The sequence below is a fragment of the Amycolatopsis coloradensis genome (assembly GCF_001953865.1).
In the GTDB taxonomy this organism is placed as follows: domain Bacteria; phylum Actinomycetota; class Actinomycetes; order Mycobacteriales; family Pseudonocardiaceae; genus Amycolatopsis; species Amycolatopsis coloradensis.
The window spans coordinates 1-25612 of sequence record NZ_MQUQ01000012.1 but is presented as its reverse complement, the minus strand read 5'-3'; the positions used below and the strand labels follow the sequence as shown (position 1 = coordinate 25612).

Genomic DNA, 25612 nt, shown 5'->3' with positions numbered 1-25612 from the left:
CGCAAGCGAAAGGCCCGCCGGGCGGAGCCGGGCGGGCCTTTCGGTGAAGCGAGCGAAGAGAGCTCAGAGCGTGGTGGCGGAGCCACCGGCGGCGGAGAGCTTCTCCTTGGCGGAGCCGGAGAAAGCATCGGCGGTGACGTCCAGCTTGACGCCGTTCAGGTCACCGTTGCCGAGCACCTTCACGAGCTTGTTCTTGCGAACGAGGCCCTTCGCGACGAGCTCCTCGTTGCCGACCTTGCCACCGTCCGGGAAGACGCGGGCGATGTCGCCCAGGTTCACCGGCTGGTACTCGGTACGGAAACGGTTCTTGAAGCCACGCAGCTTCGGCAGCCGCATGTGGATGGGCATCTGCCCACCCTCGAAACCGGCGGGCACGTTCTTCCGGGCCTTGGTGCCCTTGGTACCGCGACCGGCGGTCTTGCCCTTCGAGCCCTCACCACGGCCGACGCGGACCTTGTCGCGCTTCGCGCCGGGAGCCGGACGAAGGTGATGGATCTTGATGGCAGTCATGCCTTGACCTCCTCGACCTCCACCAGGTGGCGGACCGTGTGGATGAGGCCGCGAACCTGGGGGGTGTCTTCACGCACTACAGACTGCCGGATCTTGCGCAGCCCGAGGGTACGCAGCGATTCACGGTGGTTGTGCTTGGTGCCGATCTTGCTCTTGACCTGGGTCACCTTGAGCTGAGTCATGTCAGACCCCCTGACCCGCACGCTGGCGCAGCATCCGAGCCGGGGCGACGTCCTCGAGCGGGAGACCGCGGCGGGCCGCGACCTCTTCGGGACGCTGCAGACCCTTCAGGGCCGCCACGGTCGCGTGCACGATGTTGATCGCGTTGTCGGAGCCGAGCGACTTCGACAGCACGTCGTGGACACCCGCGCACTCCAGCACCGCGCGGACCGGACCACCGGCGATGACACCGGTACCGGCGGACGCCGGACGCAGCAGCACGACACCGGCGGCTTCCTCACCCTGGATCGGGTGGGGAATGGTGCCACCGACGCGGGGAACGCGGAAGAAGTTCTTCTTCGCTTCCTCGACGCCCTTGGCGATGGCCGCGGGAACTTCCTTGGCCTTGCCGTAGCCGACGCCGACCTGACCGTCGCCGTCACCGACGACCACCAGGGCGGTGAAGCTGAAGCGACGACCACCCTTGACGACCTTGGCGACGCGGTTGATCGTCACGACCTTCTCGAGGTGCGGGGTCTTGTCCTGGCCGGCCCCGCCACGACCGCTGTCGCGACGATCCCGGCCGCCACCACGACGTTCATTGCGGTCATTGCCGCCCTGCCCGCCGGGTCCGCCCTGGCCGCCGCCGAATTGCCGTGTACGTCCCGGCATCAGGCTTTCCTTCCATTCACGAGCATCTGCATCAGAATTCCAACCCCGCTTCACGCGCGGCGTCGGCGAGCGCGGCGATGCGGCCGTGGTAGGCATTGCCACCACGGTCGAACACCACGGTCGAGACACCGGCGTTCTTGGCGCGGGCGGCGACGAGTTCCCCGACCTTGGCGGCCTTGGCCTTCTTGTCGCCGTCCAGGGCGCGGACGTCCGCCTCGAGGGTGGACGCCGACGCCAGGGTCTTGCCGGCGAGGTCGTCGATCAGCTGCACGGCGATGTGCCGCGACGAACGCTTGACGACCAGGCGCGGACGCTGGTCCGTGCCGTTGATCTTCTTGCGAAGGCGGAAGTGCCGACGGGCCTTCGCGACGCGGCGGCGGGTCGAAATGTCCTTGCCGACCGGCTTGCGCTTCGTAGTCGTGTCGCTCATGATCACTTACCCGTCTTTCCGACCTTGCGGCGGATCTTCTCACCCTCGTAGCGCAGGCCCTTGCCCTTGTACGGGTCCGGGCGGCGCAGCTTGCGGATGACCGCGGCGATCTGGCCGACCTTCTGCTTGTCGATGCCCGAGACCGAGAACCGGGTGGGGGTCTCGACCTTGAAGGTGATGCCTTCGGGGGCCTCGATCTTCACCGGGTGGCTGTAGCCGAGGGCGAACTCGAGGTCCGAGCCCTTGGCCTGCACGCGGTAACCGACACCGTGGATTTCGAGCTTCTTCTCGTAGCCCTCGGTCACACCGACGACGAGGTTGTTGACCAGCGTCCGGGTGAGACCGTGCAGGGCACGGCTGTTGCGCTCCTCGTCGGGACGCTTCACCTGGAGCGTGCCGTCGGCGTGCTCCACGGTGATCGGCTCGGCGATGGTGTGCTCAAGGGTGCCCTTGGGCCCCTTGACCTTGATCTGCTGACCTTCGATGGTCACCTCGACCCCGGAGGGGACGGCGACCGGCAGCTTTCCAATGCGTGACATGTCTGTGCCCCCTTCCTTACCAGACGTAGGCGAGGACTTCGCCGCCCACGCTGTTTCGCTTGGCCTGACGGTCGGTCTGGAGGCCGGACGACGTCGAGATGATCGCGACGCCGAGGCCACCCAGAACGGACGGCAGTTCGGTCGATTTTGCGTAGACCCGCAGGCCGGGCTTGGACACGCGGCGGAGGCCGGCGATGCTTCGCTCACGGTTGGGGCCGTACTTCAGCTCCACGACGAGGTTCTTGTGCTTCTCGCCCGGCTCGTCGCGGTAGCTCGCGATGTAGCCCTCGCGCTTGAGGATCTCGGCGATGTTCGCCTTGATCTTCGAGTGGGGAAGCACGACCTCGTCGTGGTAAGCCGAGTTCGCGTTACGCAGACGGGTCAAGAAGTCTGCGATGGGGTCGGTCATCGTCATGGTGACCTGTCAACCTTTCTCGCCTGGTTCCCCGAAGCCCTGCCCGGATGAGCAGAGCGTGCGGGGCCTGTGGCGAAGTGGGAGTTAAAAGACTCTTACCAGCTGGACTTGCGGACGCCGGGCAGCTCGCCCGCGTGTGCCATCTCGCGAAGGCAGATCCGGCAGAGCCCGAACTTGCGGAACACCGAGTGCGGGCGACCGCACCGCTGGCAACGCGTGTAACCGCGAACCTTGAACTTCGGCGTCTTCGCGGCCTTGTGGACCAGTGCTTTCTTGGCCATCGACTCAGTTCTCCTTGAACGGGAAGCCGAGCTTGCGAAGCAGCGCGCGGCCCTCGTCGTCGGTGTTGGCGGTGGTGACGACAGTGACGTCCATACCGCGCGGGCGGTCGATGGCGTCCGGGTCGATCTCGTGGAACATCGACTGCTCGTTGAGACCGAACGTGTAGTTGCCGTTGCCGTCGAACTGCTTCGGCGAAAGCCCGCGGAAGTCACGGATACGCGGCAGCGCGATGGTCAGCAGCCGGTCGAGGAACTCCCACATCCGGTCGTTGCGCAGCGTGACGCGCGCACCGATCGGCTGGCCCTCACGCAGCTTGAACTGCGCGATGGACTTGCGAGCCTTGCGAACCTCGGGCTTCTGCCCGGTGATCGCGGCCAGGTCGCGGATGGCGCCTTCGATCAGCTTGCTGTCACGGGCGGCGTCACCGACACCCATGTTCACGACGACCTTGACGACGCCCGGGATCTGGTGGACGTTCTCGAAGGAGAACTCCTCCTGGAGCTGTCCCTTGATCTCCTCGCGGTACCGCACCTTGAGGCGCGGGGCGATCTTCTCTGCGGTGGTCATGATCAGATGTCCTTACCGTTCCGGCGCGAGACCCGGACCTTCTTGCCGTCCTCGCCGATGCGGTAGCCCACCCGGGTCGGCTTGCCGTCGGAGTCGACGACCATCACGTTCGAGACGTGGATGGGCGCCTCCTGCGTGACGATGCCGCCGGACTGCGCGCCGCGCTGGGTCTGGGAGATCCGCGTGTGCTTCTTGATCCGGTTCACGCCCTCGACCAGCACGCGCTCGCGCTCGGGGTAGGCCTGAATGACCTTGCCCTTGGCACCCTTGTCCTTGCCGGCGACGACGACGACCGTGTCGCCCTTCTTCACCTTCATGCTCTACAACACCTCCGGCGCGAGCGAAATGATCTTCATGAACTTTCGGTCGCGCAGCTCGCGGCCCACCGGGCCGAAGATGCGGGTGCCGCGGGGCTCATTGTCGTTCTTGATGAGCACAGCAGCGTTCTCGTCGAAGCGGATGTAAGAACCGTCCGGACGACGGCGCTCCTTGCGCGTGCGAACGATGACCGCCTTGACGACGTCACCCTTCTTCACGCCGGCAGCCGGCATGGCGTCCTTCACGGTGGCGACGATGATGTCGCCGATGCCCGCGTAGCGCCGCCCCGAACCGCCGAGAACGCGGATGCAAAGGATTTCCTTCGCGCCCGTGTTGTCGGCAACCCGAAGCCGCGACTCCTGCTGGATCACGTCAACTCCTGTATGTCGCGCTGGTTCTCGCGCTCATCTTTCGATGTTTCAGTCGCGAGCCTTGCGGAACTAAGGGACTCAAAAAGAGCCCTACTTACTTGGCCTTCTCCACGATCTGCACCAGACGCCAGCGCTTGGTCGCCGACAGCGGGCGGGTCTCCATCAGGGTGACCCGGTCGCCGATGCCCGCCTCGTTGTTCTCGTCGTGCACCTTGACCTTGCTGGTGCTGCGGAGAACCTTGGCGTACCGACGGTGCTTCTTGCGGTCCTCGAGCTCGACCACGATCGTCTTGTTCATCTTGTCCGAGACGACGTAACCCTCACGGACCTTGCGGTCGTTACGGGGGGCCGCCTCGGTGGGCTGCTCGCTCATGCGGCACCTTCACTCTCGGCGTCAGGGGAAACGGACAGGCCGAGTTCACGCTCGCGCATGACCGTGTAGATCCGCGCGATGTCCGTGCGGACGGTGCGCAGACGGCGGTTGTTGTCGAGCTGTCCGGTCGCCATCTGGAAGCGGAGGTTGAAGAGCTCCTCCTTGTATTCCTTGAGACGCAGGACAAGCTCTTCCGCGGTGAGCTCACGAAGCTCCGACGTCTGGGCGATACCAGCCTTCGCCATCAGAACTCACCACCTTCACGGGTCACGATGCGGCACTTCATGGGCAGCTTGTGGATCGCGCGACGGAGCGCCTCACGGGCGGTCTCCTCGTTCGGGAACGAGATCTCGAACATCACGCGGCCCGGCTTCACGTTGGCGATCCACCACTCGGGCGAACCCTTACCGGAACCCATGCGGGTTTCCGCCGGCTTCTTGGTCAGCGGGCGGTCCGGGTAGATGGTCGTCCACACCTTGCCGCCACGCTTGATGTGACGCGTCATGGCGATACGAGCGGACTCGATCTGCCTGTTGGTCACGTAGCTGTGCTCAAGCGCCTGGATGCCGTACTCGCCGAAGCTGACCTTCGTACCGCCCTTGGCGGCACCGTGGCGCTTCGGGGAGTGCTGCTTCCGGTGCTTGACCCTGCGCGGGATGAGCACGTGTCAGCCCTCCGTCTTTTCTGCAGTCTCAGCAGCCGGGGCCTCGGTGGCCGCGGGGGCGGCGTCGCCCTTGGCGGCGGCAGCGGCGCTGCCGTCTGCCTCTCGGGCGGCGGCCCGTCCGGCTTCGGTCGAGGTCGGCGTCGTGCCCGACGCACCGGAACGGCGCGGGCGGGACGGACGGTCACCACGGTCACGGCGCGGGGCGCGCTCGGCGGCCGCGGCGGCGTCACGCGCCTCCTTGGCCTTGAGGCCACCCACGAGCTCGCCCTTGTAGATCCACACCTTCACGCCGATGCGACCGAACGTCGTCTTGGCCTCGAAGAAGCCGTAGTCGATGTCGGCACGCAGCGTGTGCAGCGGGACGCGACCATCGCGGTAGTGCTCGGAGCGGGACATCTCGGCACCGCCGAGACGACCGCCGCACTGCACGCGGATGCCCTTGACCTGCGGCGAGCGCATGGAGGTCTGGATCGCCTTGCGCATCGCGCGGCGGAACGCCACGCGGTTGCTCAGCTGCTCCGCGACACCCTGAGCGACGAGCTGGGCGTCGGCCTCGGGGTTCTTGACCTCGAGGATGTTCAGCTGGACCTGCTTGGCGGTCAGCTTCTCCAGCGCGCCGCGGATACGGTCGGCCTCCGCGCCGCGACGGCCGATGACGATGCCCGGCCGGGCGGTGTGGATGTCGACGCGGACCCGGTCACGGGTGCGCTCGATCTCGACCTTGGAGATCCCGGCGCGCTCCATGCCCGTGGACAGCAGCTTCCGGATCTTGACGTCCTCGGCCACGTACTCCGCGTACTGCTTGTCGGCGTACCAACGCGACTTCCAGTCCGTGGTGATACCCAGGCGGAAGCCGTGCGGGTTGATCTTCTGGCCCACTACCGGCCACCTGCCTTCTTCTTGCCCTGTGCCTTCTTGGCCTCGGCCTTGGGACGCGACTCCACCTCGACGGTGATGTGGCTGGTCCGCTTGCGGATCCGGTACGCGCGGCCCTGGGCCCGCGGACGGATGCGCTTGAGGGTCGGGCCCTCATCGGCGTAGGCGTTCTTGATCCAGAGGGTGTCCGGGTCAAGATCGAGGTTGTTTTCGGCGTTGGCCACGGCGCTGGCGAGCACCTTCGCGACCGGCTCGCTTGCCGCCTGCGGGGCGAACTGGAGCACGGCCAAGGCGTCGGCGGCGCTACGTCCCTTGATCAGCTCGATCACCCGGCGCACCTTGGTAGGCGAGTCCCGGACGAAGCGAGCCCGCGCGTAAGCCGTCGGCAAAGCCTCGGCCACGTCGTTCTGGGCGTTCATCGCTAGCTTCCTTGTTCTCTCGTGCCCGCTCAGCGGCGGCGCGACTTGCGGTCGTCCTTGATGTGGCCCTTGAAGGTCCTAGTCGGAGCGAACTCGCCCAACTTGTGACCCACCATCGCCTCGGTGACGAACACCGGGACGTGCTTGCGTCCGTCGTGCACCGCGATCGTGTGACCCAGGAAGTCCGGGATGATCGTGGAGCGACGCGACCAAGTCTTGATCACGGTCTTCTTGCCCGACTCGTTGAGAACGTCCACCTTCTTGAGCAGGTGGTCGTCCACGAAGGGGCCTTTCTTAAGGCTGCGTGGCATGTGCTTCTACCTCCCTGCTCAGCGCTTCTTGCCGGTACGCCGGCGGCGGACGATCATGGCGTCGGAAGCCTTGCGGCGGCGGGTGCGGCCTTCGGGCTTTCCGTTCGGGTTCACCGGGTGGCGACCACCGGAGGTCTTACCCTCACCACCACCGTGCGGGTGGTCGACCGGGTTCATGACGACACCACGGACGGTGGGACGCTTGCCGCGCCAGCGGTTACGGCCCGCCTTGCCCCAGTTGATGTTCGAGTGGTCGGAGTTGCCGACCTCGCCGATGGTGGCGCGGTTGCGCACGTCGACGTTGCGGATCTCGCCCGAGGGGAGACGAAGCTGGGCGTAAGGCCCGTCCTTCGCCACCAGCTGCACCTTGGCACCGGCGGACCGCGCCATCTTCGCGCCGCCACCGGGGCGGAGCTCGATCGCGTGGATCACGGTGCCGACCGGGATGTTGCGCAGCGGCAGGTTGTTACCCGGCTTGATGTCGGCGCGGGGGCCGTTCTCAACCGTGTCACCCTGCTTGAGCTTCTCCGGGGCGATGATGTAGCGCTTCTCGCCGTCGGCGTAGTGCAGCAGCGCGATACGAGCGGACCGGTTGGGGTCGTACTCGATGTGCGCGACCTTGGCGGGAACGCCGTCCTTGTCGTTCCGGCGGAAGTCGATCAGCCGGTACGCACGCTTGTGGCCACCGCCCTTGTGGCGGGTGGTGATCTTGCCGCTGGAGTTACGGCCGCCGGACTTGCTCAGCGGACGCAGCAGCGACTTCTCCGGTGTGGACCGAGTGATCTCGGCGAAGTCGGAGACGCTGGAACCGCGACGACCCGGGGTCGTCGGCTTGTACTTGCGGATGCCCATGTGTCAGCTCAGTCCTTTACGCGGTGGGTCCGCCGAAGATCTCGATCGGCTTGCTCTCAGCCGAAAGAGTCACGATGGCGCGCTTGGTGTCCTTGCGCTTGCCGAAGCCGGCGCGAGTCCGCTTACGCTTGCCCTGGCGGTTGGCCGTGTTGACGCTGACCACCTTGACGCCGAACACCTTCTCGACCGCGATCTTGATCTGGGTCTTGTTGGCGTCCGGGCGGACGATGAACGTGTACTTGTGGTCCTCGAGCAGCCCGTAGGACTTCTCGGAGATCACCGGCGCGAGCAAGATGTCGCGGGGATCGGGGATGGCGATCGCACTCACTGCTCGTGACTCCCTTCAACCTCGCTCGACCGCGCGCTGGCCTTCGCGCCCTTGCCCCTGACGGGACCGGCGACGAACACGTCGTAAGCGGCCTTGGTGAACACCACGTCGTCGTTGACCAACACGTCGTAGGTGTTGAGCTGATCGGGCGTGATGATGTGGACCTCGGCCAGGTTCCGCACGGAGTTCCAGCTCAGCTGGTCGTCGCGGTGGAGCACCACGAGAACGCGCTTGGCCTGGGTCACCGCGGCGATGGCGGCCTTGGCGGCTTTCGTGGACGGCTTCTCGCCGGTCACCAGTTCGGTGACGACGTGCAGCTGTCCGGCGCGGGCCCGGTCCGACAGGGCGCCACGCAGGGCGGCGGCCTTCATCTTCTTCGGGGTCCGCTGGGTGTAGTCACGCGGCGTGGGGCCGTGGACGACGCCACCACCGGTGAACTGCGGCGCACGGGTCGAACCCTGGCGGGCGCGGCCGGTGCCCTTCTGGCGGTACGGCTTCTTGCCACCACCGCGGACTTCACCGCGGGTCTTGGTGTCATGCGTGCCCTGGCGAGCGGCGGCCAGCTGGCCCACCACGACCTGGTGCATGAGGGGCACGTTGGCCTGCACGTCGAAGATCTCCGAGGGGAGCTCGACCGTGCCGTCGGCTTTACCGGCCGGGGTCTTCAGCTCGACGCTGGTCATGTTCAGTTACCACCCTTCGCGGCGCTGCGCACGAACAGCAGGCCGCCCTTGGGACCGGGCACGGCGCCCTTGATCAGCAGCAGGCCGTCCTCGGCACGCACCGCGTGCACGGTCAGGTTCTGCGTGGTGACCCGGTCGTTGCCCATCCGGCCCGCCATGCGCAGGCCCTTGAAGACGCGGCCCGGGGTGGCGCAGCCACCGATCGAACCGGGCTTGCGGTGCACGGCCTGGGCACCGTGGCTCGCGCCCTGGCCCTTGAAGCCGTGACGCTTCATGACACCGGCGTAGCCCTTGCCCTTGCTGGTACCGGTCACGTCGACCTCGATACCGGCCTCGAACACCTCGGCGGTGATCTCCTGGCCGACCTCGTAGGTCTCGGCGTCGGTGGTACGCAGCTCGGCGAGGAAACGACGCGGGGTCACGCTCGCCTTGTCGAAGTGGCCGGTGCGCGGCTTGTTCACCCGGCGCGGGTCGACCGCGCCGAAAGCCAGCTGCACGGCCTTGTAGCCGTCGATTTCCTGGGTCCGAACCTGGGTGACCACGTTCGGACCGGCCTGGACGACGGTCACCGGGACGACCCGGTTGTTCTCGTCGAAGACCTGGGTCATGCCGAGCTTGGTGCCCAGGATGCCCTTCATTTGCCTGTCAGACATGAGTCTCTTACTCTCCGCCGCTCGCCAGCCGCTACTGGATGTTGACGTCGACGCTCGCCGGCAGGTCGATGCGCATGAGCGCGTCGACCGTCTTCGGCGTCGGGTCGAGGATGTCGATCAGACGCTTGTGCGTGCGCATCTCGAAGTGCTCGCGCGAGTCCTTGTACTTGTGCGGCGAGCGGATGACGCAGTAAACGTTCTTCTCGGTGGGCAGCGGCACCGGCCCGACAACACGGGCGCCGGTGCGCGTGACCGTCTCCACGATCTTGCGCGCCGAGGTGTCGATCGCCTCGTGGTCGTAGGCCTTGAGCCGGATGCGGATCTTCTGTCCCGCCATGGTGGCTGCGTTCCTTGTCGTCTCGTGCCGCTTTGTCTCTTCAAACCTTCGGCTGGGCCGGGGTTCTCGCAGTTCAACGGCCCTGTCCCCGGTCCACGCGGTCGGGCGTGTCGCGCCCGACGCACAGACGGATCCCGCGGGATCGTCGTCTTGCTGGTCTTCCTCATGTGAGGAGGCAGTGATCCGGCCATGCCGTCTCAACCGCCGCGCCCGCTGGCCTCACCCGAAGGAAGAGCTCCACGGACCGTGGCCGCTCATACCAGGGCGGCCGGAACCCGCATTCCGAAAGACTGCGAGTTCGGCCGCCCCAGGACGAGCAACCTGAATAGTGTCGCACACGTGATTTGACGCCTTGAACCCGGGGGTGTATCAGACCCCCGGGTGGCGTTAAATCACTTGTTGATCTTGGTGACCTGGCCGGCGCCGACGGTCCGTCCACCCTCACGGATGGCGAAACGCAGGCCCTCGTCCATGGCGACCGGCTGGATCAGCACAACGCTGATGTCCGTGTTGTCGCCCGGCATGACCATCTCGGTGCCCTCCTTGAGGGTCACCACGCCGGTCACGTCCGTCGTACGGAAGTAGAACTGCGGGCGGTAGTTGTTGAAGAACGGGGTGTGACGGCCACCCTCGTCCTTCGACAGGATGTAGACCGAGCCCTCGAACTCCGTGTGCGGGGTGGTGGTGCCCGGCTTCACGACGACCTGGCCGCGCTCGACGTCCTCGCGCTTGATGCCGCGGACCAGCAGACCGACGTTGTCGCCGGCCTCACCCTGGTCGAGCAGCTTGCGGAACATCTCGACACCGGTGACGGTGGTCTTGGTCGACTTCTCCTTGATGCCGACGATCTCGACCTCTTCGTTCACGTTGACGCGGCCACGCTCGATACGGCCGGTCACGACCGTGCCACGGCCGGTGATCGTGAAGACGTCTTCGATCGGCATCAGGAACGGCTTGTCGAGCTCACGCACCGGGTCCGGCACGTTCTCGTCGACGGCCGCCATGAGCTCGAGAACGCTCTCGCCCCACTTGGCGTCGCCCTCGAGGGCCTTCAGGCCGGAGACCTTGACGACCGGAGCGTCGTCACCAGGGAAGTCCTGGGAGGACAGCAGCTCGCGGACCTCGAGCTCCACGAGCTCCAGGATCTCCTCGTCGTCGACCATGTCGGCCTTGTTCAGCGCGACCACGATGTAGGGCACGCCGACCTGCTTCGCGAGCAGCACGTGCTCACGGGTCTGCGGCATCGGGCCGTCGGTCGCCGCGACCACGAGGATCGCGCCGTCCATCTGCGCCGCACCGGTGATCATGTTCTTGATGTAGTCCGCGTGGCCGGGGGCGTCCACGTGGGCGTAGTGACGCTTCTCGGTCTGGTACTCGACGTGCGAGATGTTGATCGTGATGCCGCGCTGCTTCTCTTCCGGCGCGTTGTCGATCTGGTCGAACGCCGACGCCGTGTTCAGCTCGGGGTACTTGTCGTGCAGAACCTTGGTGATCGCCGCGGTCAGAGTGGTCTTACCGTGGTCGACGTGACCGATGGTCCCGATGTTGACGTGCGGCTTGGTCCGCTCGAATTTCGCCTTCGCCACTGGAATGTCCTCCTGGACTGTTTTGCTTACTCACCGGCCGACGTGGCTGTCGTCAGACGGAGATTCGTTTCTCGGTGGGTGGTGCGGACGTTCAGGAGTTTTCCTTATGCCCGCGAGCGAGAGGGAACTACTCCCCTGTCGCCTTCGCGATGATTTCCTTCGCGACGTTCGCGGGAACCTCGGCGTAGGAGTCGAACACCATGGAGTAGTTGGCCCGTCCCTGGGTACGCGACCGCAGGTCACCGACGTAACCGAACATCTCCGACAGCGGGACCAGTGCCTTGACGACACGGGTACCGGCGCGCTCCTCCATGGCCTGGATCTGGCCACGGCGGGAGTTGAGGTCGCCGATCACATCGCCCATGTAGTCCTCGGGCGTGGTGACCTCGACGGCCATCAGCGGCTCGAGGATGACCGGACCGGCCTTCTTCGCGGCTTCCTTCATCGCCATGGAGCCGGCGATCTTGAAGGCCATTTCCGAAGAGTCGACCTCGTGGTACGCGCCGTCCAACAAGGTGAACTTCAACCCGACGAGCGGGTAACCGGCCAGCACGCCGTACTGCATGGCGTCCTGCGCGCCCGCGTCGACCGACGGGATGTACTCCCGCGGCACGCGGCCACCGGTGACCTTGTTGGAGAACTCGTAGAGGGCACCGTCGGTGGACTCGAGCGGCTCGAGCTTGACGATGACCTTCGCGAACTGACCGGAACCACCGGTCTGCTTCTTGTGCACGTAGTCGAGCTTCTCGACCGTCTTGCGCACCGTCTCGCGGTAGGCGACCTGCGGCTTGCCGATGTTCGCCTCGACCTTGTAGTCGGACTTCATCCGGTTCACCAGCACCTCGAGGTGCAGCTCGCCCATACCCGCGATGATCGTCTGGCCGGTGTCCTCGTCCAGGTTGACCTGGAACGTCGGGTCCTCTTCGGCCAGCTTCTGGATCGCCAGGGACAGCTTCTCCTGGTCGGCCTTGGTCTTGGGCTCGATCGCGACGCGGATGACCGGCGCCGGGAACGTCATCGACTCGAGGACGACCGGGTTCTGCGGGTCGGCGAGGGTGTCACCGGTGGTGGTGTCCTTCAGGCCGATGACCGCGTAGATGTGGCCCGCCTGGGCCTCGTCCACCGGGTTCTCCTTGTTGGAGTGCATCTGGAAGAGCTTCCCGATGCGCTCCTTGCGCTCCTTGGTCGCGTTGATCAGCTGCGCGCCGGAGGAGACCTTGCCCGAGTACACCCGGATGTAGGTCAGCTTGCCGAAGAACGGGTGCGCGGCGATCTTGAACGCCAGAGCGGAGAAGGGCTCCTCGGTCGACGGCTTGCGCGACACGACGGTCTCACCGTCGGGCAGCGTGCCCTCGACGGCGGGGACGTCCAACGGCGACGGCAGGTAGTCGATGACCGCGTCGAGCATGGGCTGCACGCCCTTGTTCTTGAAGGCGGAACCGGTGAGCACCGGGTACGCCTCGCGGTTCACGGTGAGCTTGCGGATACCGGCCTTCAGCTCGGCCTCCGTCAGCTCCTCGCCCTCGAGGAACTTCTCCATCAGGGAGTCTTCGGTCTCGGCGATGGCCTCGACCAGCTTCTCCCGGTACTCGGCCGCCTTGTCGGCGAGCTCGGCCGGGATCTCCTCGACGGCGTAGTCCTCGCCCTTCTGGACCTCGCCGCGCCAGGTCAGCGCCTTCATGCGGACCAGGTCGACGACGCCTTCGAACTCGTTCTCGGCGCCGATCGGCAGCTGGATGACCAGCGGGCGGGCGCCGAGGCGCTCCTCGATGGTGCGGACGGTGAAGTAGAAGTCCGCGCCGAGCTTGTCCATCTTGTTGACGAAGCAGATACGAGGAACCTCGTACTTGTCCGCCTGACGCCAGACCTGCTCGGACTGCGGCTCGACACCTTCCTTGCCGTCGAACACGGCGACGGCACCATCGAGCACGCGCAGCGATCGCTCCACCTCGACGGTGAAGTCGACGTGACCCGGGGTGTCGATGATGTTGATCTGGTGATCGGCCCAGAAGGTGGTGGTGGCAGCCGAGGTGATGGTGATACCCCGCTTCTGCTCCTCCTCCATCCAGTCCATGGTGGCGGCGCCATCGTGGACTTCACCGATCTTGTAGTTGACCCCGGTGTAGAACAGGATCCGCTCGGTGGTGGTGGTCTTACCGGCGTCGATGTGGGCCATGATGCCGATGTTGCGGACCTGGTTCAGGTCGGTCAGCACTTCACGTGCCACGAGAGTGTTCCCCTGTCTCAAGATTGGGGCCCGGCAAGGCTTTGATCGGCAGCCGGGCGGTCATCACCAGCGGTAGTGCGCGAAGGCCTTGTTGGACTCGGCCATCTTGTGCGTGTCCTCGCGCCGCTTCACGCTGGCGCCGAGGCCGTTGCTCGCGTCGAGGAGCTCGTTCTGCAGGCGCTCGATCATGGTCTTCTCGCGGCGGGCCGCGGAGAAGGAGACCAGCCAGCGGAGCGCGAGAGTGGTGGAGCGGCCCGGCTTGACCTCGATCGGCACCTGGTAGGTGGCACCACCGACGCGGCGGCTCTTCACCTCGATGGTGGGCTTCACGTTGTCGAGGGCGCGCTTCAGCGTGACGACCGGGTCGGTGCCGGTCTTCTCGCGAGCTCCTTCGAGGGCGCCGTAGACGATGCGCTCGGCCAGAGACCGCTTGCCGTCCTTCAGCACCTTGTTCACCAGCTGGGTGACCAGCGGGGATGCGTAGACGGGGTCAGAGATCAGCGGCCGCTTCGGGGCCGGACCCTTGCGGGGCATTAGCTCTTCTCCTTCTTCGCGCCGTACCGGCTGCGCGCCTGCTTACGGTTCTTGACACCCTGGGTGTCGAGCGAACCGCGGATGATCTTGTAACGGACACCCGGAAGGTCCTTCACACGACCACCACGCACGAGCACCATCGAGTGCTCCTGCAGGTTGTGGCCCTCACCGGGAATGTAGGCGGTGACCTCGATGCCGCTGGTCAACTTCACACGAGCGACCTTGCGAAGCGCCGAGTTCGGCTTCTTGGGGGTTGTGGTGTACACGCGAGTGCACACACCACGCCGCTGCGGGCTCCCCTTGAGGGCCGCGGTCTTCTGCTTGGCAGCCTTGTCCTGGCGGCCCTTACGGACCAGCTGCTGGATCGTGGGCAATGGACCAGCTTTCTGTTCGCGATCTTGCTACTACGTGTCTGTCTCCGGCCCCCGCGGTCGGGCGTGTCGGCCCGCGTCACGGTCTTGCGACCGGTAACTTCCCGTAGGGATTTTCCGTCGGATCCCGCGTGGGCGAAGCCTTCGAACCGGATGCCTGAGCACCCCGTTCACGCCGCACGGCACACGGGACGGCCCGACGCCTGCCGGGCACGGTCTCCAAAGATACCCGGCCACTTTCTGGCCGACCAAATCGGGGGGTCGATAACTATATCGTGCCGGGCGGCACGCCGCGGCCACCCTGATGGAACGGCGTTTCGGGCTGTTTGATTCCCCGTCGGCCTTGGCGTCGCCCTCTCGGCAAGGGGCTCATTTCTCGCTGACCTCGGCGTGGCCGGCTCATTCCACGTCGGGCTTGGCGTGGTCCGCCCGGCCGGGGTGCGGGTCCCGGTTGAGGTCGATCAACGGATGCACGGGAGCCCCCTCCGGCGCCGCGTGACTCCCCCGCCGGGGCTCCTCGGTGCTTTCCTGCTGCTCGGCGTCCACGACGCCCTCCCCTCGCTGTGCTGATACCGCCGTACTCGGCGAACCACGCTACCTATTCCCCCAACGGGTGAGCCGGATGGATCCGGAAAGCACGCCATCGCGTCCAACGGACGAATAGGTCACGATGGCCGCGGTGATAGCGGTCACACGCACGCGCACGGGGAGGCTCCATGTCGGCCGAGTTCGAACAGCTGGTCGCCGAGTTCGAGAAGTTCCAAGCCAAGATCAAAACGGCCGAAACGCAGTTCGCGAAGGTCGGCGAAATGCAGGCGGAACTGGAGGAGCTGGAGGCGGTGGCGACGTCGCCGGATCGGTCGGTCACCGTCGTCGCGGGCCCCGGCGGAGCCGTCAAGGACATTCGTCTTTCCCCGGAAGCCCTTCGGCAGCAACCACAACAGCTCGCCGCCAGCCTTCTGTCCACTTTGCACACCGCGGTGGCCGACGCGGCGCGGAAACAGGCGGGGATCGTCGACGAGCAGTTCGGCGGGGCCTTCCATTTGAACGTTCAGGAGCAGGTTCTCGAAGCACAGGCGGAAGCGCTGGGAACCACGGCCGACGATCTGCGGTCTCAGATGTCGGAGGAGCCACCAGCGGACACCGCCCGCCCCGCCCGCCGCCCTCGGAACGAGGACGACTTCAGCGAGGAGACGGTGCTCCGGCGGTCGGACGAACCGACTCCCGGCCCGTCGGCGGCGGGCGGGAACTCGGCCGGTGACCAGTTCCTCAAGAACCTGTTCGACGAGGAGGACCACTGATGACCGGACCAGGCGCCGGCGGGCACGCGGTCAAGACGCAGGCCTTGACCGACTACGCGAACAAGCTCGGCTACTACAAGGACGAGGCAGGCAAGTTCGGCGGCCTCGTCGACCAGGCCGACGTCACGGACAAGTCGTGGGGCCTGATCGGGCTCGCGGTGAAGCAGACCTACACCGGCAAGCTCGCCGACCTGCGTGAGCTGCTCGAGCTGATGAAGACCGGGGTGGACTCCTTCTCCGGGAAGATGACCCAGGCGGCGTCGATCTACAACGGCTTCGAAAACGACGCGACGATCACCTTGGGGAAGTACGAAGCCAAGATCGACGGACCGAAGTGAGCTGGGGGACGGCATGACCGACGAGAAGGCGAGTGTCGCCGGCAACGTCAAGATCACGGGTGACGACAGCTTCGGCAAGAACGCGCTCGACGCGGCGAAGAAGGTGCCGATCGCGGGCAAGGGCGTCACCACCGTCACCACCGCCTACGAGAAGTTCAGCACCGCGCAGGGCCCCGGCGACCTCGTGGCCGCGGGCGGGCAGCTGGTGCAGGACGGGGCGGGCTTCATCGCGGGTGCGGGCGCGGACCTCGCGAGCTTCGTGCTCGACCCGGTGGGCTGGCTGGTCAGCAACGGCCTGAACATCCTGATCGAGCTGATCCAGCCGTTGCAGGACGCGCTGCATTTCGTCACCGGTGACGGTCCGGCGCTCAAGACCGCGGCCGGTAACTTCGGCAACATCGCCAAGGGCTTCGTCACGCTGGCCGACGACTTCGTCAAGACCGGCGACGAGTCGCTGAAGGACTGGGTCGGCGACGCGGGCGACGCAGCCCGGAACGCGCTCGGCGACTTCGCCGTCGGCATCAAGGGCATCGGCAACAGCGCCGGGACCGTGGCCGAGACGCTGCAGATGTGGTCGATGGTGATGACCGTCATCGAAGAGGTCGTCAAATCGATCATCTCCGAGCTGGTCACCTGGGCGATCTACATCTGGCTGCCCGCGCTGGCCGCGTCCGTCGTCAGTCTCGGCTCCACGGTGGCCGCGGCGATGACCGCGACGATCGCCAAGGCCGCGAGCGCGATGGGCAAGATCACCAAGCACCTCGGCAAACTCGGCAAGCTGCTCGACAAGTTCATGGGCTTCATGCTCAAGTGGACCGACGACCTGGTCAAACAGGGTTCGAAGCTGACGAAGGCAGGCAAGCTCGGGATGACGCCCGGTCAGGAGAAGACGATCGTCGGCGCGTTCGCCAAGGACACCGGGACGCGACTGGGCACGTTCGGCGACGCCGCGAAGGACGTCTTCAAGGGTGTGCCGAACCAGGCGATCAAGCAGGTCGTCGGGGTCAATCCGGCCGATCTGTCGAAGGGTTCCGCGTATCAGGGCAAGGCGGCTTTCGACGTCGCGAACAAGACCATCGACAACACCAAGAACATCACCGCCGGGCAGGAATACGGCCGTACCGGCGGTCGCCACAGCCACGAGGAGACCCGCGAGAACCTCGACATGGACCAGTAGGGTCGCCCGATGGACGATCAGCTGGCCGGGCCCTGGCTCATCGCCGGTGGTTACACCGTGGCACTGGCGCTGTTGCTGCTCGGCGGGCGGTTCGACGGACGGCGGCCGACCGCGGCCGCCGTCAGTTACGCCCTCTGCGGGATCCTCGTCTCCGAGACGTCGTTGTACTGGCTCTCGGCGGGGTCCGGGAGCGCGGTTCCCGGCTGGCTCTGGTTCGCGTTCCCGCTGGTCATCGCGGCGCTGGCGGCATGGCGGGGGTATCGGCAGAAGACGTGGACCGGCAGGCTCGACGGGTCCGGTGAACCGAGCTTCGGCGTACTCCCCCGGCGCGGCATCGCCGTCGGCCACGCACAGGCGTCCTCCGAGTCCGTGGTGACGATGGTCGAGTTCGGCCACCACGGGCACCGGCTGCTCGGGGTCGAGTACCGGCTCGGCGGTGCCCAGGGCTCCGACGGGTTCCCGGAACTGGCCAGGACGGCCGACCTGATCGATGGGACGTACGCCCTGATCCAGCTACGGACGCCCGTCGTGCCGTCGGTCGTCATCACTCCCGCCACGGGTGCTTTCGAACCGGAGCGGTTCACGCCGCTGGAGGACGCCCGCATCACGCGGAACACCATCGGGGCGCCGAAGCCGGACGCGTTGCTGCGAAGGTTCGAGACCGGCACGGAGTTCGATCGCCGGTTCGCCGTGACGACGTCGGATCCGGAGTTCGCCCGGGCCCTGCTGTCGACCCAGGGCGTCCGTGATCTGCTGGACCGCGACCCGTGGTTCCGGGTCCGCGAGGTGGCTTTCCACGGCGGCTCACTGTGGGCAGCCGAAGCCGGGACGCTGACCGAAGAGATGATGTTCGCGGGCTCCCGCCGTCTGGCCGTCCTGGCGTCCACAGTGGACTGGGAGGACGCCGACTTCCGTTCGGTCGCGACGGCATCCGACACCAGTGACGCGGGTTGGCTCGACGGTCGAAGGGGCCCGCTCGCCGGGCTCCGCGGCCCGCTCAACCGGCGCCGGGAAGCGACGGGCCGTCAGCCGCTGTCGTCGCTGTCCCTGGTGGCGCGCACGGTCGTCGCGCTCGCGCTGGTGCTGCCGGGGCTGGCGCTCGCGGTGAACTCGCTGACCGCGCTGACCGGGCTCGCTCCCGTGGCGCGGCTCACCGTGACCACGACCCTCCTGGCGGAGGCCGGCACGTCGAACTGCACCAGTTGCGGCAACGGCAACCTGGTGGACGGCACCTACGAACTCGACGGCGAGACGCACGAGGTCAGGGATCTGCGGTGGATGTCGTTCGGGAACTTCCCGGAACGGGGCGACGTCGTCGACATCTCCGTGACACCGCTGTGGTGGCATCCGCTGATCGAGGGCAAGGACACAGGCTTCTTCCTGCTGCTGATCGGCCTGGCCCCCGTCCTCGCCGGTGCCCTCCTCGCCAAAGCCACCTACGCCCCGCGCCCGCGTCGCGTTTAGCGGGCTAAACGCGATCTGACAGGGCCTCGAGCAGGGACTTCGAGAAGTAGTAGTGGGCGAAGGGGTCGTCGTTGAAGGGCTCGACCTCGTCGTAGCCGAGGCGCGCGTACAGGGACCTCGCCTCGACCAGGTCGCTACGGGTGTCCAGGCGGATGGTCGTGGCACCGAGGCCGCGGGCGACGTCCTCGGCGGCGGCCACCAGAAGCGCCGCGCCACCCTTGCCACGCTCGGAACGCCGGAGGAAGACTCGTTTGAGTTCGATGATTTCCGGTTCCATCACCCGGAGCCCGGCGCAGCCGGCGAGCACCCCGTCGCGCCGGGCGAGGAGGAACGCGCCGGTCGGCGGGGCCAGGTACCTGCTGTGCTGCTCCTCGAGCAGGGCGTCGAGTTCGTCGTCGGCGATCGGGCGCCCGTGGAACCGGGACGCGATCTCGTCCAGGTACTCGCGCAGCAACCGGGCGGCGTCCGGGTGATCGACGGGGGTGACTTCGAAGCTCCAGCTCATGGCCCCATTCTGCCCATCCCGGCCACTGATTTTCCCGGCCCGCCGGATCGCGATTAGGGGGCTGAAGTCGCCGCGCCCGGATCGCACTTTGCCCGCTGAAGTCGCCGCGCGGCGCTGGTCAGGAGGGGGTGAGGCGGCCGGCGCAGGTGGCGACCTCGCCCGGGGCGGACTTCTCGGAGGTGACGACGGCGCCGCCCACCGCGACCCGGCATTCGACGGCGCCCTCGCCCTGCCCCATCAGCTGGACGGTCGGCGGGGTGCCGGTGTTCTTCCACGTGAGCTCCTTGCGCCACGGCAGCGTCACCTGGAGCTCCTGGTGCACGAGCCCCAGCCCGTTCGAGTCGTAGACCACGGTCGCGGTCCCCGTCCCGGTGACCTCGTAGGCGATCTGCCAGTCGTTCGACACCGGCCGCGGCTGCGCCTGACTCAAGGTCCGCGTGATCGTGCGGTCCGGTTCGCGTGACGCCGCCGCGCCCGTCGGTTCGCCGACGACGGCCACGGTCTCGGCCCGCGGCTCTTCCCCGCCGTTGAGCAGCACCACACAGGTCGCGAGCGCGGCCACCGCGATCCCCGCGATGGCGATGCGCCCGATCAGTTGTCTGTCGGCCATCGGTTCTCCTCACCGAAAGCGGCGGCGCGGCCCGGGAGCCGCGCCGCCACGGAAGTCAGGACGGCAGCAGCCGTCCGGGGACGCCGTTGAGGGACTGGATCAGGCCGAGCACCGGGACGCCGAGCGGGGCGAACGTCCAGATGTTGTTGAGGTCGCCGGTGTCGGGTTCGTCGACGACCACGACATCCCTCGGGGCCGCCTGCGCGGCGAGCGCCGGAGCGGCCGAGCCCAGGACGACGAGGCCGGCGAGCGCCGCGCCGGTGACCGCGCGGACGAGAGTCTTCTTCATGAGGTTCTCCTTTACTGGTAACGGTTCTTACGAAATCGGCGTGATGATCCCGTAGATCGGGGCGAGGAGGTCTGTGGGTACGGGGACGGTCGGGCCGAGCAGGCCGCCGAGGTCGAGGCCGGGGATCAGCCAGACCGCGGGGTTGCCGCCGCCGGTCGGCAGGCCCGGCAACGGGTCGGCGGAGGCGACCCCGCCGGCGAGCCCGGACAACGCGCCCGCGACGGCGAGCGGCAGCAGCACACGGGCCGCGATTCGCTTCATCTCTTCTCCCTTTTTCCTTACCGCTGCTGGAATCGAGCGGAATCCTTCACCGGAGTACCGAGCTGACCGGCACGATCGTGCCGTCGGGGATCCATTGCCCCGCGTAGTTCCGGTCGGCGATCATCCCGACGGCGTGCGGTTCGCCCGGGTACATCGGCATGGCGTTGACCTGTGCCGCCGCGAAGATCTGGACGTCGCCGTTCATCGACCTCCACTGGTCTCCGAGCCAGGTGCGGAAGCCACCGAGGGTGGGGCTTTCGCCACCGAAGGCGTTGCCCGCGGCGACCGCGAAACTCACGGCGACCTGCTCCCGCGGGTCGAACCTCAGTGGGAGCGAGGAACTCGCGACGGAGTTGACGATCGGCCCGTTCAGCAGCCAGGGCGCCAGGTACAGGCCGTATTGGTGGGTCGGCTTGAGCCGCTGGGACTCGGCCGCGCGGGTCATCGCCGTGTAGCCACCCGCCCAGCCGGAGACCACGAGCAGCGCGGTGTTCGGGCCCGCCTCGGCCCGCACAGGGAGCCCGACGCGCGCGGTGGTCTCCCGGACCAGCTTCGCGGCGGCGGCACCGCGCGGCGAGTTGTCCTCGACAAGGGTGAGCGCGGAAGGCTTGCGCCCGGCGAGGAACTCGACGAGTTTGACGAGCGAACCGCTGTCCTCACTGGAAAGCGCGTCGGCGGGGCAGGAGGTGAGGACTTCGCGACGGTCGGCGATCAGGCCGCCCAGCGCGGCCGAGGCGCACTCGGGCGCGTCCACGTCCTCGATCGCGGGGCCCTGCTCCTCACCCGCGTCGACCTCGATCGTCGTCTTCTCGTCGCCGCGGCTGATGATCAGGTCGCTGCGCCCCTTCGGCAGATCGACCTCGGCCCAGGTGCCTTCGGCGCCGGGACGCACGATGGCCTTGCCGATCAGGCCGCCTTCGATTCCGGCGGACAGCTCGTCTCCCGCGCTCGCGGGGAAATGGACGAGGTTCTTGCCGGGCCGCTGCGGACTCACCAGCACCGGGAACTGACGCTCGCCGATGGAGGCGTCGGCGAGCAGAGCGACGCCGGGGATCGGGACCTCGGGTGGTTTGGGGATGGCCGCGAGGGCGCTCCACGCGACGAAACCGACGGTCACGGCGGCCGCGCCGAATCGGTAAGCACGCGTGGCTTCCTTGCCGGAGAAGAAGAATCCGGCGACAACGGTGGCGGCGACCGGCAGCACGGCGATCACCAGCAACGTGATACCGAAGAGTGTTTCGTAGATCCGGCGATCCAGGCCGAGTCCCGAGGAGAACAGCTGGACCGCACCCGCGACGACGAGAAGCCCGCCCAGCGTCAGGGAAAGCGGGCCGAGCCGGAAGTTCGTCTGGCGCCAGCGGTCGGCGGGCACCCAGCCGGAAAGAACGGTGACACCGAACCACAAGGCCGCCGCCGCGACGTAAACGGTGTCGATGGCGAATTCGACGCCGGTCCGCCCGAGTGAGGTTTCGAGCACCACCAAAGCGGCGAGCGCGAGGGAGGCCCAGCGCCCGGCGGACGGCCACCTGACGAGAATCGGAATGGCCAGCGCGAGTACGAGGTGCACACTCAGCGCGATGACGTTGACGTCGGTCGCGAAAGCGGAAACCGCCGCCAGTGCGGCGGAAACCCCGCCGAGCGCGATGATGGTGAGGTACAGCCGTTTGGGCAGTTCACCCACGAGGGGACGCAGGATTCCGGTGCCGGCGAGGAAAGCGGTCGCCAGCAGGAGGCCGAGCCGGAGCAGGACCAAAGCGATGCCGACTCCGGCCGAACCCGAACTCGCCGGTATGACGTGGTGATCCATGGGGGCCTTCTCCGAGTAGATCGGTGGAGCCGTGGGTGACGGGGTGCGCCCGCCGCCCACGGCCTTCCGCGCCGGGCAGGGTTACTTGAGATCCGCGTCAGCCACGACGAACAGTTCGGAGTGCGGCTTGGCGTTGCCGAAGGACCCGTGCGGCCAGGTCTTCCGGTTGAAGTTGATCCCGATCTGTCCGGTGAACTCGTCCCGGAAGTTCTGGTCGACCGCGAGCTTCCCGTCCTGCCCGAGGTTCAGCAGGTTGACCTTGTGGTCACCGTCCAAACCGGACCGTGCGACGAAGTAGTTCGACACCGCGAGATGCTGCGGCTTGTCGGTTTCGCGGTAGTAGCCGTCGTCACCGAGCACGAAGTTGTCGTACGCGCCCCAGTGCGGGCCACCGCCCGGCGTGCCGGGGTTGATCGCGGCCGCGCCTACGACGGTCGGCAGGTCGCCGCCACCGCCCTGCTGGGACTTCTCCTTCGTGTCGATCCGGCCGTTGATGTTCTCGACCTTGTCGCCCGCGGCGAGCAGTTTCTGGATGTCGAGGATGTACACACCGCCGGTGGTGCCGGGGTCGTCCGGGCCGAGCGCGCCCTTGGACCGTCCGGTGATCGCGCGATAGAGGTACTTATCGTCGGGGCTGGTCTGGATCCAGCCGCCGTTCGACCCGCCACCGTTGGAGTCGTTGTTCGGGTGGATCGCCTTGTTCGCGGCGCCGTCGTCGAACACCTGGATCCAGTGCGGCTCCTTGGCGGTGATGTCCGGCGTGTAGAACACCGCGCCACCCTGCATGGTCTGGGCGAACGCGCCCTTGTGGCCGGGCAGGTTGGTCACCGTGGTCTCCATGACCGCGCGGCTTTCGGCGTGCAGCGGGTCCGCCGGGTCGGCCCGCGGACCGTCCGGCAGGTACGAGACCGCCTTGAGCTTCGGCTTGTTGCGGTCGGAGATGTCCCAGGTGCGGACGGTCGGCCGTCGCAGGTACGGCGACGGCTGCTTCACCGGGTCGAGGATGATGTTCCGCGGCTCGGCATAGTCACTGGTGACCAGGGTGTTGAGGTCCTCGCGCGCCTGGATGCCGTGCGGGTTGGCGCAGGTCGGCTTGTCCAGCTGAGGGAGGTTGTCGCACAGCTTCTTGTTGTCGCCCTGCGGTGTGGCCGCCGGGGACTCGGAAAGCACCTGCGCGTTCTGGTCGAAGCGGACCACCTCGCCGGGACTGCCGGCGAAACCGTTGCCCACCACGGTGGAACCGTTGGCGTAGGTGTGCGGGCCCGGCACGACCGGGCCGCCCATGTACGTGCCGTACGCGGTGCCGTCCTTGAGCACCCAGTACGCGTCCGGCACGGAACCGCCGAGGGTCTGGGTCGGGAGGCTGACGCCCTTGAGCTTCAATTGCGGCAACGCGGAGACGTCGAAGGCGTACGTCGCGGCCGCGAACAACGCACCGGCGTAGATCGTGTCGCCCTTGTGCCACACGTACTGCATGTGGTGTGGCTCGTTCTCGACGAGCGGGCCGACGGTGGCGGTGTTGACGACCTTGCCGTAGGTCGGTGAGCCCTGCGTCGCGTCGATCACGGCGAGGAAGTCCGGACCGGGCAACGCGTTCTTGATCTTGTTGAGGCCGCCGCCGAGGGAACCCGGCAGATTCTTGATGTCCTTGACCAGCGTGTCGGCGATGTTCTCGTCACCGGCCCAGACCAGCAGCCACTTCTTGCGCCGGCCGTCGGCGCTCCGGGACGCGGCGACATCCTTGGACACGAGGTGGTTCTGGACCCAGTACTCCTTGCCGTCGGCCGCCTTCTTCGCGTCCTTCACGACCTGGACATCGGCGTAGGCACTCGTGGCGGAGCCGGTATAGGTCACCGTTCCCACGGCGAGCGCCGCCGCCATGGCGCCTATCACCACTTTTCGCCACTCTTTTCGCTTGGGCGAGCTGGATAGCATTCTTTCTCCCTGTTTTCGTCACCGAAGCGCCAGACAAATTGGCACACCTCTTTCCCTTTTTGCGCAGGTGTCACCGGCGCGGATCAAGGGAAAGCAATCAACCGCCGGTTCAAGCAGGGAACCGTTGCGGCACAGCGGAAAGCATCAGCGCGCGAAGAACGGGCACATCCGTTTCGGATGTGCGAATCCAGTTACGACGCGATGAGCCGGAAAAGATCAGGAATCCATACACAGCGCGCTTGCTTGCTGCCGCAAGTCAACGTGCCGGCGCCACACCAAGGCGACTGGGGATTGCATGGGCGAAATACTCGTGTGAAGCCGCACAAGTGTCAATGTTGTGATCAAAGAATGGGACTTGCCACGACAGGGTGAATATCCCACTATGCGGATGCGCCCTTAGTCCGAACGGGTGACGATTTTCCGCGTACTGGGAATTAGGCCACCTGGCGGCACTACTACAGGTCACAACGGACCAGTAACCTGCGTCCGGCGAACACTGGGCCGTTATGCGTTCGTTATGTACTCTCGGGAACTCTGGCGGATCCGCAGGGACACAGAGCCTTCGGAGGCGGTAGGACAGGGCCATGCCGAAGACGTTCAGAAGAGTGCTGACCGTGGCCGCCCTCGCCGTGCTCACCGCGATTCCCGCGCCCGCCCAGGCTTCCGAGCCGAAGGCGCCACCCGAGTTCGTCGCGCTCTCTGATGTGGCGCCGACGATCCCGCAAGAGATCCGGTACCGCGGGCAGCACAATTTCGTCGGCCGGAAGATCGACGGATACGTGCAGCCGCTGTGCCTCTTGACGAGGCAAGCCGCGGAGGGGCTGCGCACCGCCCAGCGACGGCTGCTGCGGCAGGGCTACACGCTCAAGGTGTACGACTGCTATCGGCCGCAGCGGGCTGTCGACCACTTTGTCCGGTGGGCCAAGGATCTCGCCGACGAGGAGATGAAGGCCGAGTTCTATCCGAACGTGGCGAAGGACCGGCTGTTCGCCGACGGGTACATCGCGGAGAAGTCAGGGCACAGCCGTGGGAGCACGGTGGACCTGACGATCGTGAAACTGCCACCCCGGCCGCAGCGCCCCTATCGGCCGGGCGAAGCGCTGACGCCCTGCTTCGCGGCGAGCCGGTTCCCGGACAACATGGTCGACATGGGGACCGGGTACGACTGCTTCGACACGCTCTCGCACACCGACGACCCGCGGATCACCGGCGAGGCACGGGCGAACCGGCAACTGCTCAAGAGCACGCTCGCGGCAGCCGGTTTCCGGAACCTGCCTCAGGAGTGGTGGCACTACACCCTCAACCAGGAGCCGTTCCCCGGCACCTACTTCGACTTCCCCGTCTCCCGGCGCTCCCTGACCTGCGCTCCGCTCCCCCGGATCGCGATTAGGGGGCTGAACGCAAGTCGCCCCTCCCCGCCCGCCGACTCGCGTTTAGCCCCCTAATCG

The 25612-nt window shown here is 66.8% G+C and carries 37 protein-coding genes; 5 read left to right on the top strand and 32 right to left on the bottom strand.

Annotation, left to right across the window (positions count from 1 at the left end; all coding sequences use genetic code 11):
• Nucleotides 1–63 precede the first annotated feature (63 nt).
• The 26 genes from rplO to BS329_RS42715 all read right to left on the bottom strand — a co-directional run bounded on the left by rplO (nt 64) and on the right by BS329_RS42715 (nt 15023).
• The gene (rplO, locus tag BS329_RS21300; protein ID WP_076163012.1) at nt 64–510 is read right to left on the bottom strand and encodes a 50S ribosomal protein L15; all 447 of its coding nucleotides are present in this window, start codon (nt 508–510) and stop codon (nt 64–66) included.
• Entirely contained in the window at nt 507–692 is a 186-nt protein-coding gene (gene rpmD / locus BS329_RS21295) for a 50S ribosomal protein L30 (RefSeq protein ID WP_076163011.1), read from the bottom strand. The genes rplO and rpmD overlap by 4 nt, the downstream gene beginning before the upstream one ends.
• Before the next feature lies 1 nt (nt 693).
• Entirely contained in the window at nt 694–1341 is a 648-nt protein-coding gene (rpsE, locus tag BS329_RS21290; protein WP_076163010.1) for a 30S ribosomal protein S5, read from the bottom strand.
• Nucleotides 1342–1372: 31 nt separating this feature from the next.
• Entirely contained in the window at nt 1373–1771 is a 399-nt protein-coding gene (rplR, locus tag BS329_RS21285; protein ID WP_076163415.1) for a 50S ribosomal protein L18, read from the bottom strand.
• 2 nt (nt 1772–1773) lie between these two features.
• On the bottom strand, nt 1774–2310 hold the full coding sequence (gene rplF / locus BS329_RS21280) for a 50S ribosomal protein L6 (protein WP_076163009.1): 537 nt from the start codon (nt 2308–2310) through the stop codon (nt 1774–1776).
• A 16-nt stretch (nt 2311–2326) separates the two neighbouring features.
• Nucleotides 2327–2725, bottom strand: a complete 399-nt coding sequence (gene rpsH / locus BS329_RS21275; RefSeq protein WP_076163008.1) for a 30S ribosomal protein S8 — start codon at nt 2723–2725, stop codon at nt 2327–2329.
• Nucleotides 2726–2820: 95 nt separating this feature from the next.
• Complete coding sequence (locus BS329_RS21270; protein WP_005166789.1) at nt 2821–3006, bottom strand: type Z 30S ribosomal protein S14; 186 nt, start codon at nt 3004–3006, stop codon at nt 2821–2823.
• A gap of 4 nt (nt 3007–3010) precedes the next feature.
• A complete protein-coding gene (rplE, locus tag BS329_RS21265; RefSeq protein ID WP_016331092.1) occupies nt 3011–3574 on the bottom strand; it encodes a 50S ribosomal protein L5 in 564 nt (187 codons plus the stop codon).
• 2 nt (nt 3575–3576) lie between these two features.
• Nucleotides 3577–3891, bottom strand: a complete 315-nt coding sequence (rplX, locus tag BS329_RS21260; RefSeq protein ID WP_076163007.1) for a 50S ribosomal protein L24 — start codon at nt 3889–3891, stop codon at nt 3577–3579.
• A gap of 3 nt (nt 3892–3894) precedes the next feature.
• Complete coding sequence (rplN, locus tag BS329_RS21255) at nt 3895–4263, bottom strand: 50S ribosomal protein L14 (RefSeq protein WP_005166785.1); 369 nt, start codon at nt 4261–4263, stop codon at nt 3895–3897.
• Between the two features lie 94 nt (nt 4264–4357).
• The gene (gene rpsQ, locus BS329_RS21250) at nt 4358–4636 is read right to left on the bottom strand and encodes a 30S ribosomal protein S17 (RefSeq protein WP_076163006.1); all 279 of its coding nucleotides are present in this window, start codon (nt 4634–4636) and stop codon (nt 4358–4360) included.
• On the bottom strand, nt 4633–4881 hold the full coding sequence (gene rpmC / locus BS329_RS21245; protein ID WP_076163005.1) for a 50S ribosomal protein L29: 249 nt from the start codon (nt 4879–4881) through the stop codon (nt 4633–4635). Before rpmC ends, rpsQ begins: the two co-directional genes overlap by 4 nt.
• Nucleotides 4881–5300, bottom strand: coding sequence for a 50S ribosomal protein L16 (gene rplP / locus BS329_RS21240; RefSeq protein WP_004558864.1), 420 nt, complete (start codon nt 5298–5300; stop codon nt 4881–4883). Before rplP ends, rpmC begins: the two co-directional genes overlap by 1 nt.
• A 3-nt stretch (nt 5301–5303) precedes the next feature.
• The gene (rpsC, locus tag BS329_RS21235) at nt 5304–6179 is read right to left on the bottom strand and encodes a 30S ribosomal protein S3 (protein ID WP_076163004.1); all 876 of its coding nucleotides are present in this window, start codon (nt 6177–6179) and stop codon (nt 5304–5306) included.
• Complete coding sequence (rplV, locus tag BS329_RS21230; protein ID WP_076163003.1) at nt 6179–6595, bottom strand: 50S ribosomal protein L22; 417 nt, start codon at nt 6593–6595, stop codon at nt 6179–6181. The genes rpsC and rplV overlap by 1 nt, the downstream gene beginning before the upstream one ends.
• A gap of 29 nt (nt 6596–6624) precedes the next feature.
• Nucleotides 6625–6906 carry a 30S ribosomal protein S19 gene (rpsS, locus tag BS329_RS21225; RefSeq protein WP_026468892.1) on the bottom strand — a complete coding sequence of 94 codons (282 nt, stop codon included), beginning with the start codon at nt 6904–6906 and terminating at the stop codon, nt 6625–6627.
• A gap of 18 nt (nt 6907–6924) precedes the next feature.
• Nucleotides 6925–7758 (bottom strand): 50S ribosomal protein L2, encoded by an 834-nt coding sequence (gene rplB / locus BS329_RS21220; protein ID WP_076163002.1) that lies wholly within the window; start codon nt 7756–7758, stop codon nt 6925–6927.
• A gap of 16 nt (nt 7759–7774) precedes the next feature.
• Nucleotides 7775–8086 carry a 50S ribosomal protein L23 gene (gene rplW / locus BS329_RS21215; protein WP_005166778.1) on the bottom strand — a complete coding sequence of 104 codons (312 nt, stop codon included), beginning with the start codon at nt 8084–8086 and terminating at the stop codon, nt 7775–7777.
• The gene (gene rplD, locus BS329_RS21210; protein WP_076163001.1) at nt 8083–8769 is read right to left on the bottom strand and encodes a 50S ribosomal protein L4; all 687 of its coding nucleotides are present in this window, start codon (nt 8767–8769) and stop codon (nt 8083–8085) included. The genes rplW and rplD overlap by 4 nt, the downstream gene beginning before the upstream one ends.
• A gap of 2 nt (nt 8770–8771) precedes the next feature.
• On the bottom strand, nt 8772–9422 hold the full coding sequence (rplC, locus tag BS329_RS21205; protein ID WP_076163000.1) for a 50S ribosomal protein L3: 651 nt from the start codon (nt 9420–9422) through the stop codon (nt 8772–8774).
• A gap of 31 nt (nt 9423–9453) precedes the next feature.
• Nucleotides 9454–9759, bottom strand: a complete 306-nt coding sequence (gene rpsJ / locus BS329_RS21200; protein WP_003102098.1) for a 30S ribosomal protein S10 — start codon at nt 9757–9759, stop codon at nt 9454–9456.
• A gap of 392 nt (nt 9760–10151) precedes the next feature.
• A complete protein-coding gene (tuf, locus tag BS329_RS21195) occupies nt 10152–11345 on the bottom strand; it encodes an elongation factor Tu (protein WP_076162999.1) in 1194 nt (397 codons plus the stop codon).
• A gap of 127 nt (nt 11346–11472) precedes the next feature.
• Nucleotides 11473–13572 (bottom strand): elongation factor G, encoded by a 2100-nt coding sequence (gene fusA / locus BS329_RS21190; RefSeq protein ID WP_076162998.1) that lies wholly within the window; start codon nt 13570–13572, stop codon nt 11473–11475.
• 63 nt (nt 13573–13635) lie between these two features.
• Entirely contained in the window at nt 13636–14106 is a 471-nt protein-coding gene (rpsG, locus tag BS329_RS21185) for a 30S ribosomal protein S7 (RefSeq protein ID WP_005166770.1), read from the bottom strand.
• Entirely contained in the window at nt 14106–14480 is a 375-nt protein-coding gene (gene rpsL, locus BS329_RS21180) for a 30S ribosomal protein S12 (protein WP_003102113.1), read from the bottom strand. Before rpsL ends, rpsG begins: the two co-directional genes overlap by 1 nt.
• A 396-nt stretch (nt 14481–14876) precedes the next feature.
• A complete protein-coding gene (locus BS329_RS42715) occupies nt 14877–15023 on the bottom strand; it encodes a hypothetical protein (RefSeq protein ID WP_143253145.1) in 147 nt (48 codons plus the stop codon).
• 170 nt (nt 15024–15193) lie between these two features.
• Here BS329_RS42715 and BS329_RS21175 point away from each other — a divergent pair, with 170 nt between their 5' ends.
• Genes BS329_RS21175 through BS329_RS21160 form a run of 4 tightly spaced genes read left to right on the top strand, consistent with a single transcriptional unit; the run spans nt 15194 to nt 18757 of the window.
• Complete coding sequence (locus BS329_RS21175) at nt 15194–15778, top strand: YbaB/EbfC family nucleoid-associated protein (RefSeq protein ID WP_076162997.1); 585 nt, start codon at nt 15194–15196, stop codon at nt 15776–15778.
• Complete coding sequence (locus BS329_RS21170) at nt 15778–16116, top strand: hypothetical protein (RefSeq protein ID WP_076162996.1); 339 nt, start codon at nt 15778–15780, stop codon at nt 16114–16116. Before BS329_RS21175 ends, BS329_RS21170 begins: the two co-directional genes overlap by 1 nt.
• A 13-nt stretch (nt 16117–16129) precedes the next feature.
• Nucleotides 16130–17293: a hypothetical protein gene (locus tag BS329_RS21165; protein WP_076162995.1), complete on the top strand. Its 1164-nt coding sequence runs from the start codon at nt 16130–16132 to the stop codon at nt 17291–17293.
• A 9-nt stretch (nt 17294–17302) separates the two neighbouring features.
• Nucleotides 17303–18757: a hypothetical protein gene (locus tag BS329_RS21160; RefSeq protein WP_076162994.1), complete on the top strand. Its 1455-nt coding sequence runs from the start codon at nt 17303–17305 to the stop codon at nt 18755–18757.
• A 4-nt stretch (nt 18758–18761) separates the two neighbouring features.
• Here BS329_RS21160 and BS329_RS21155 read toward each other — a convergent pair whose 3' ends face one another.
• From BS329_RS21155 to BS329_RS21130, 6 genes are all read right to left on the bottom strand, one after another.
• Complete coding sequence (locus BS329_RS21155) at nt 18762–19262, bottom strand: GNAT family N-acetyltransferase (protein ID WP_076162993.1); 501 nt, start codon at nt 19260–19262, stop codon at nt 18762–18764.
• Between the two features lie 118 nt (nt 19263–19380).
• The gene (locus BS329_RS21150) at nt 19381–19872 is read right to left on the bottom strand and encodes a hypothetical protein (protein WP_076162992.1); all 492 of its coding nucleotides are present in this window, start codon (nt 19870–19872) and stop codon (nt 19381–19383) included.
• A 55-nt stretch (nt 19873–19927) separates the two neighbouring features.
• Nucleotides 19928–20161 (bottom strand): hypothetical protein, encoded by a 234-nt coding sequence (locus BS329_RS21145; RefSeq protein ID WP_076162991.1) that lies wholly within the window; start codon nt 20159–20161, stop codon nt 19928–19930.
• Nucleotides 20162–20188: 27 nt separating this feature from the next.
• Entirely contained in the window at nt 20189–20422 is a 234-nt protein-coding gene (locus BS329_RS21140; RefSeq protein WP_076162990.1) for a hypothetical protein, read from the bottom strand.
• Between the two features lie 46 nt (nt 20423–20468).
• Complete coding sequence (locus BS329_RS21135; protein ID WP_076162989.1) at nt 20469–22229, bottom strand: hypothetical protein; 1761 nt, start codon at nt 22227–22229, stop codon at nt 20469–20471.
• 81 nt (nt 22230–22310) lie between these two features.
• Nucleotides 22311–24110, bottom strand: coding sequence for a hypothetical protein (locus BS329_RS21130; RefSeq protein ID WP_076162988.1), 1800 nt, complete (start codon nt 24108–24110; stop codon nt 22311–22313).
• Between the two features lie 638 nt (nt 24111–24748).
• Here BS329_RS21130 and BS329_RS21125 point away from each other — a divergent pair.
• On the top strand, nt 24749–25609 hold the full coding sequence (locus tag BS329_RS21125; RefSeq protein WP_084750064.1) for a M15 family metallopeptidase: 861 nt from the start codon (nt 24749–24751) through the stop codon (nt 25607–25609).
• The last annotated feature ends 3 nt before the right edge of the window (nt 25610–25612 follow it).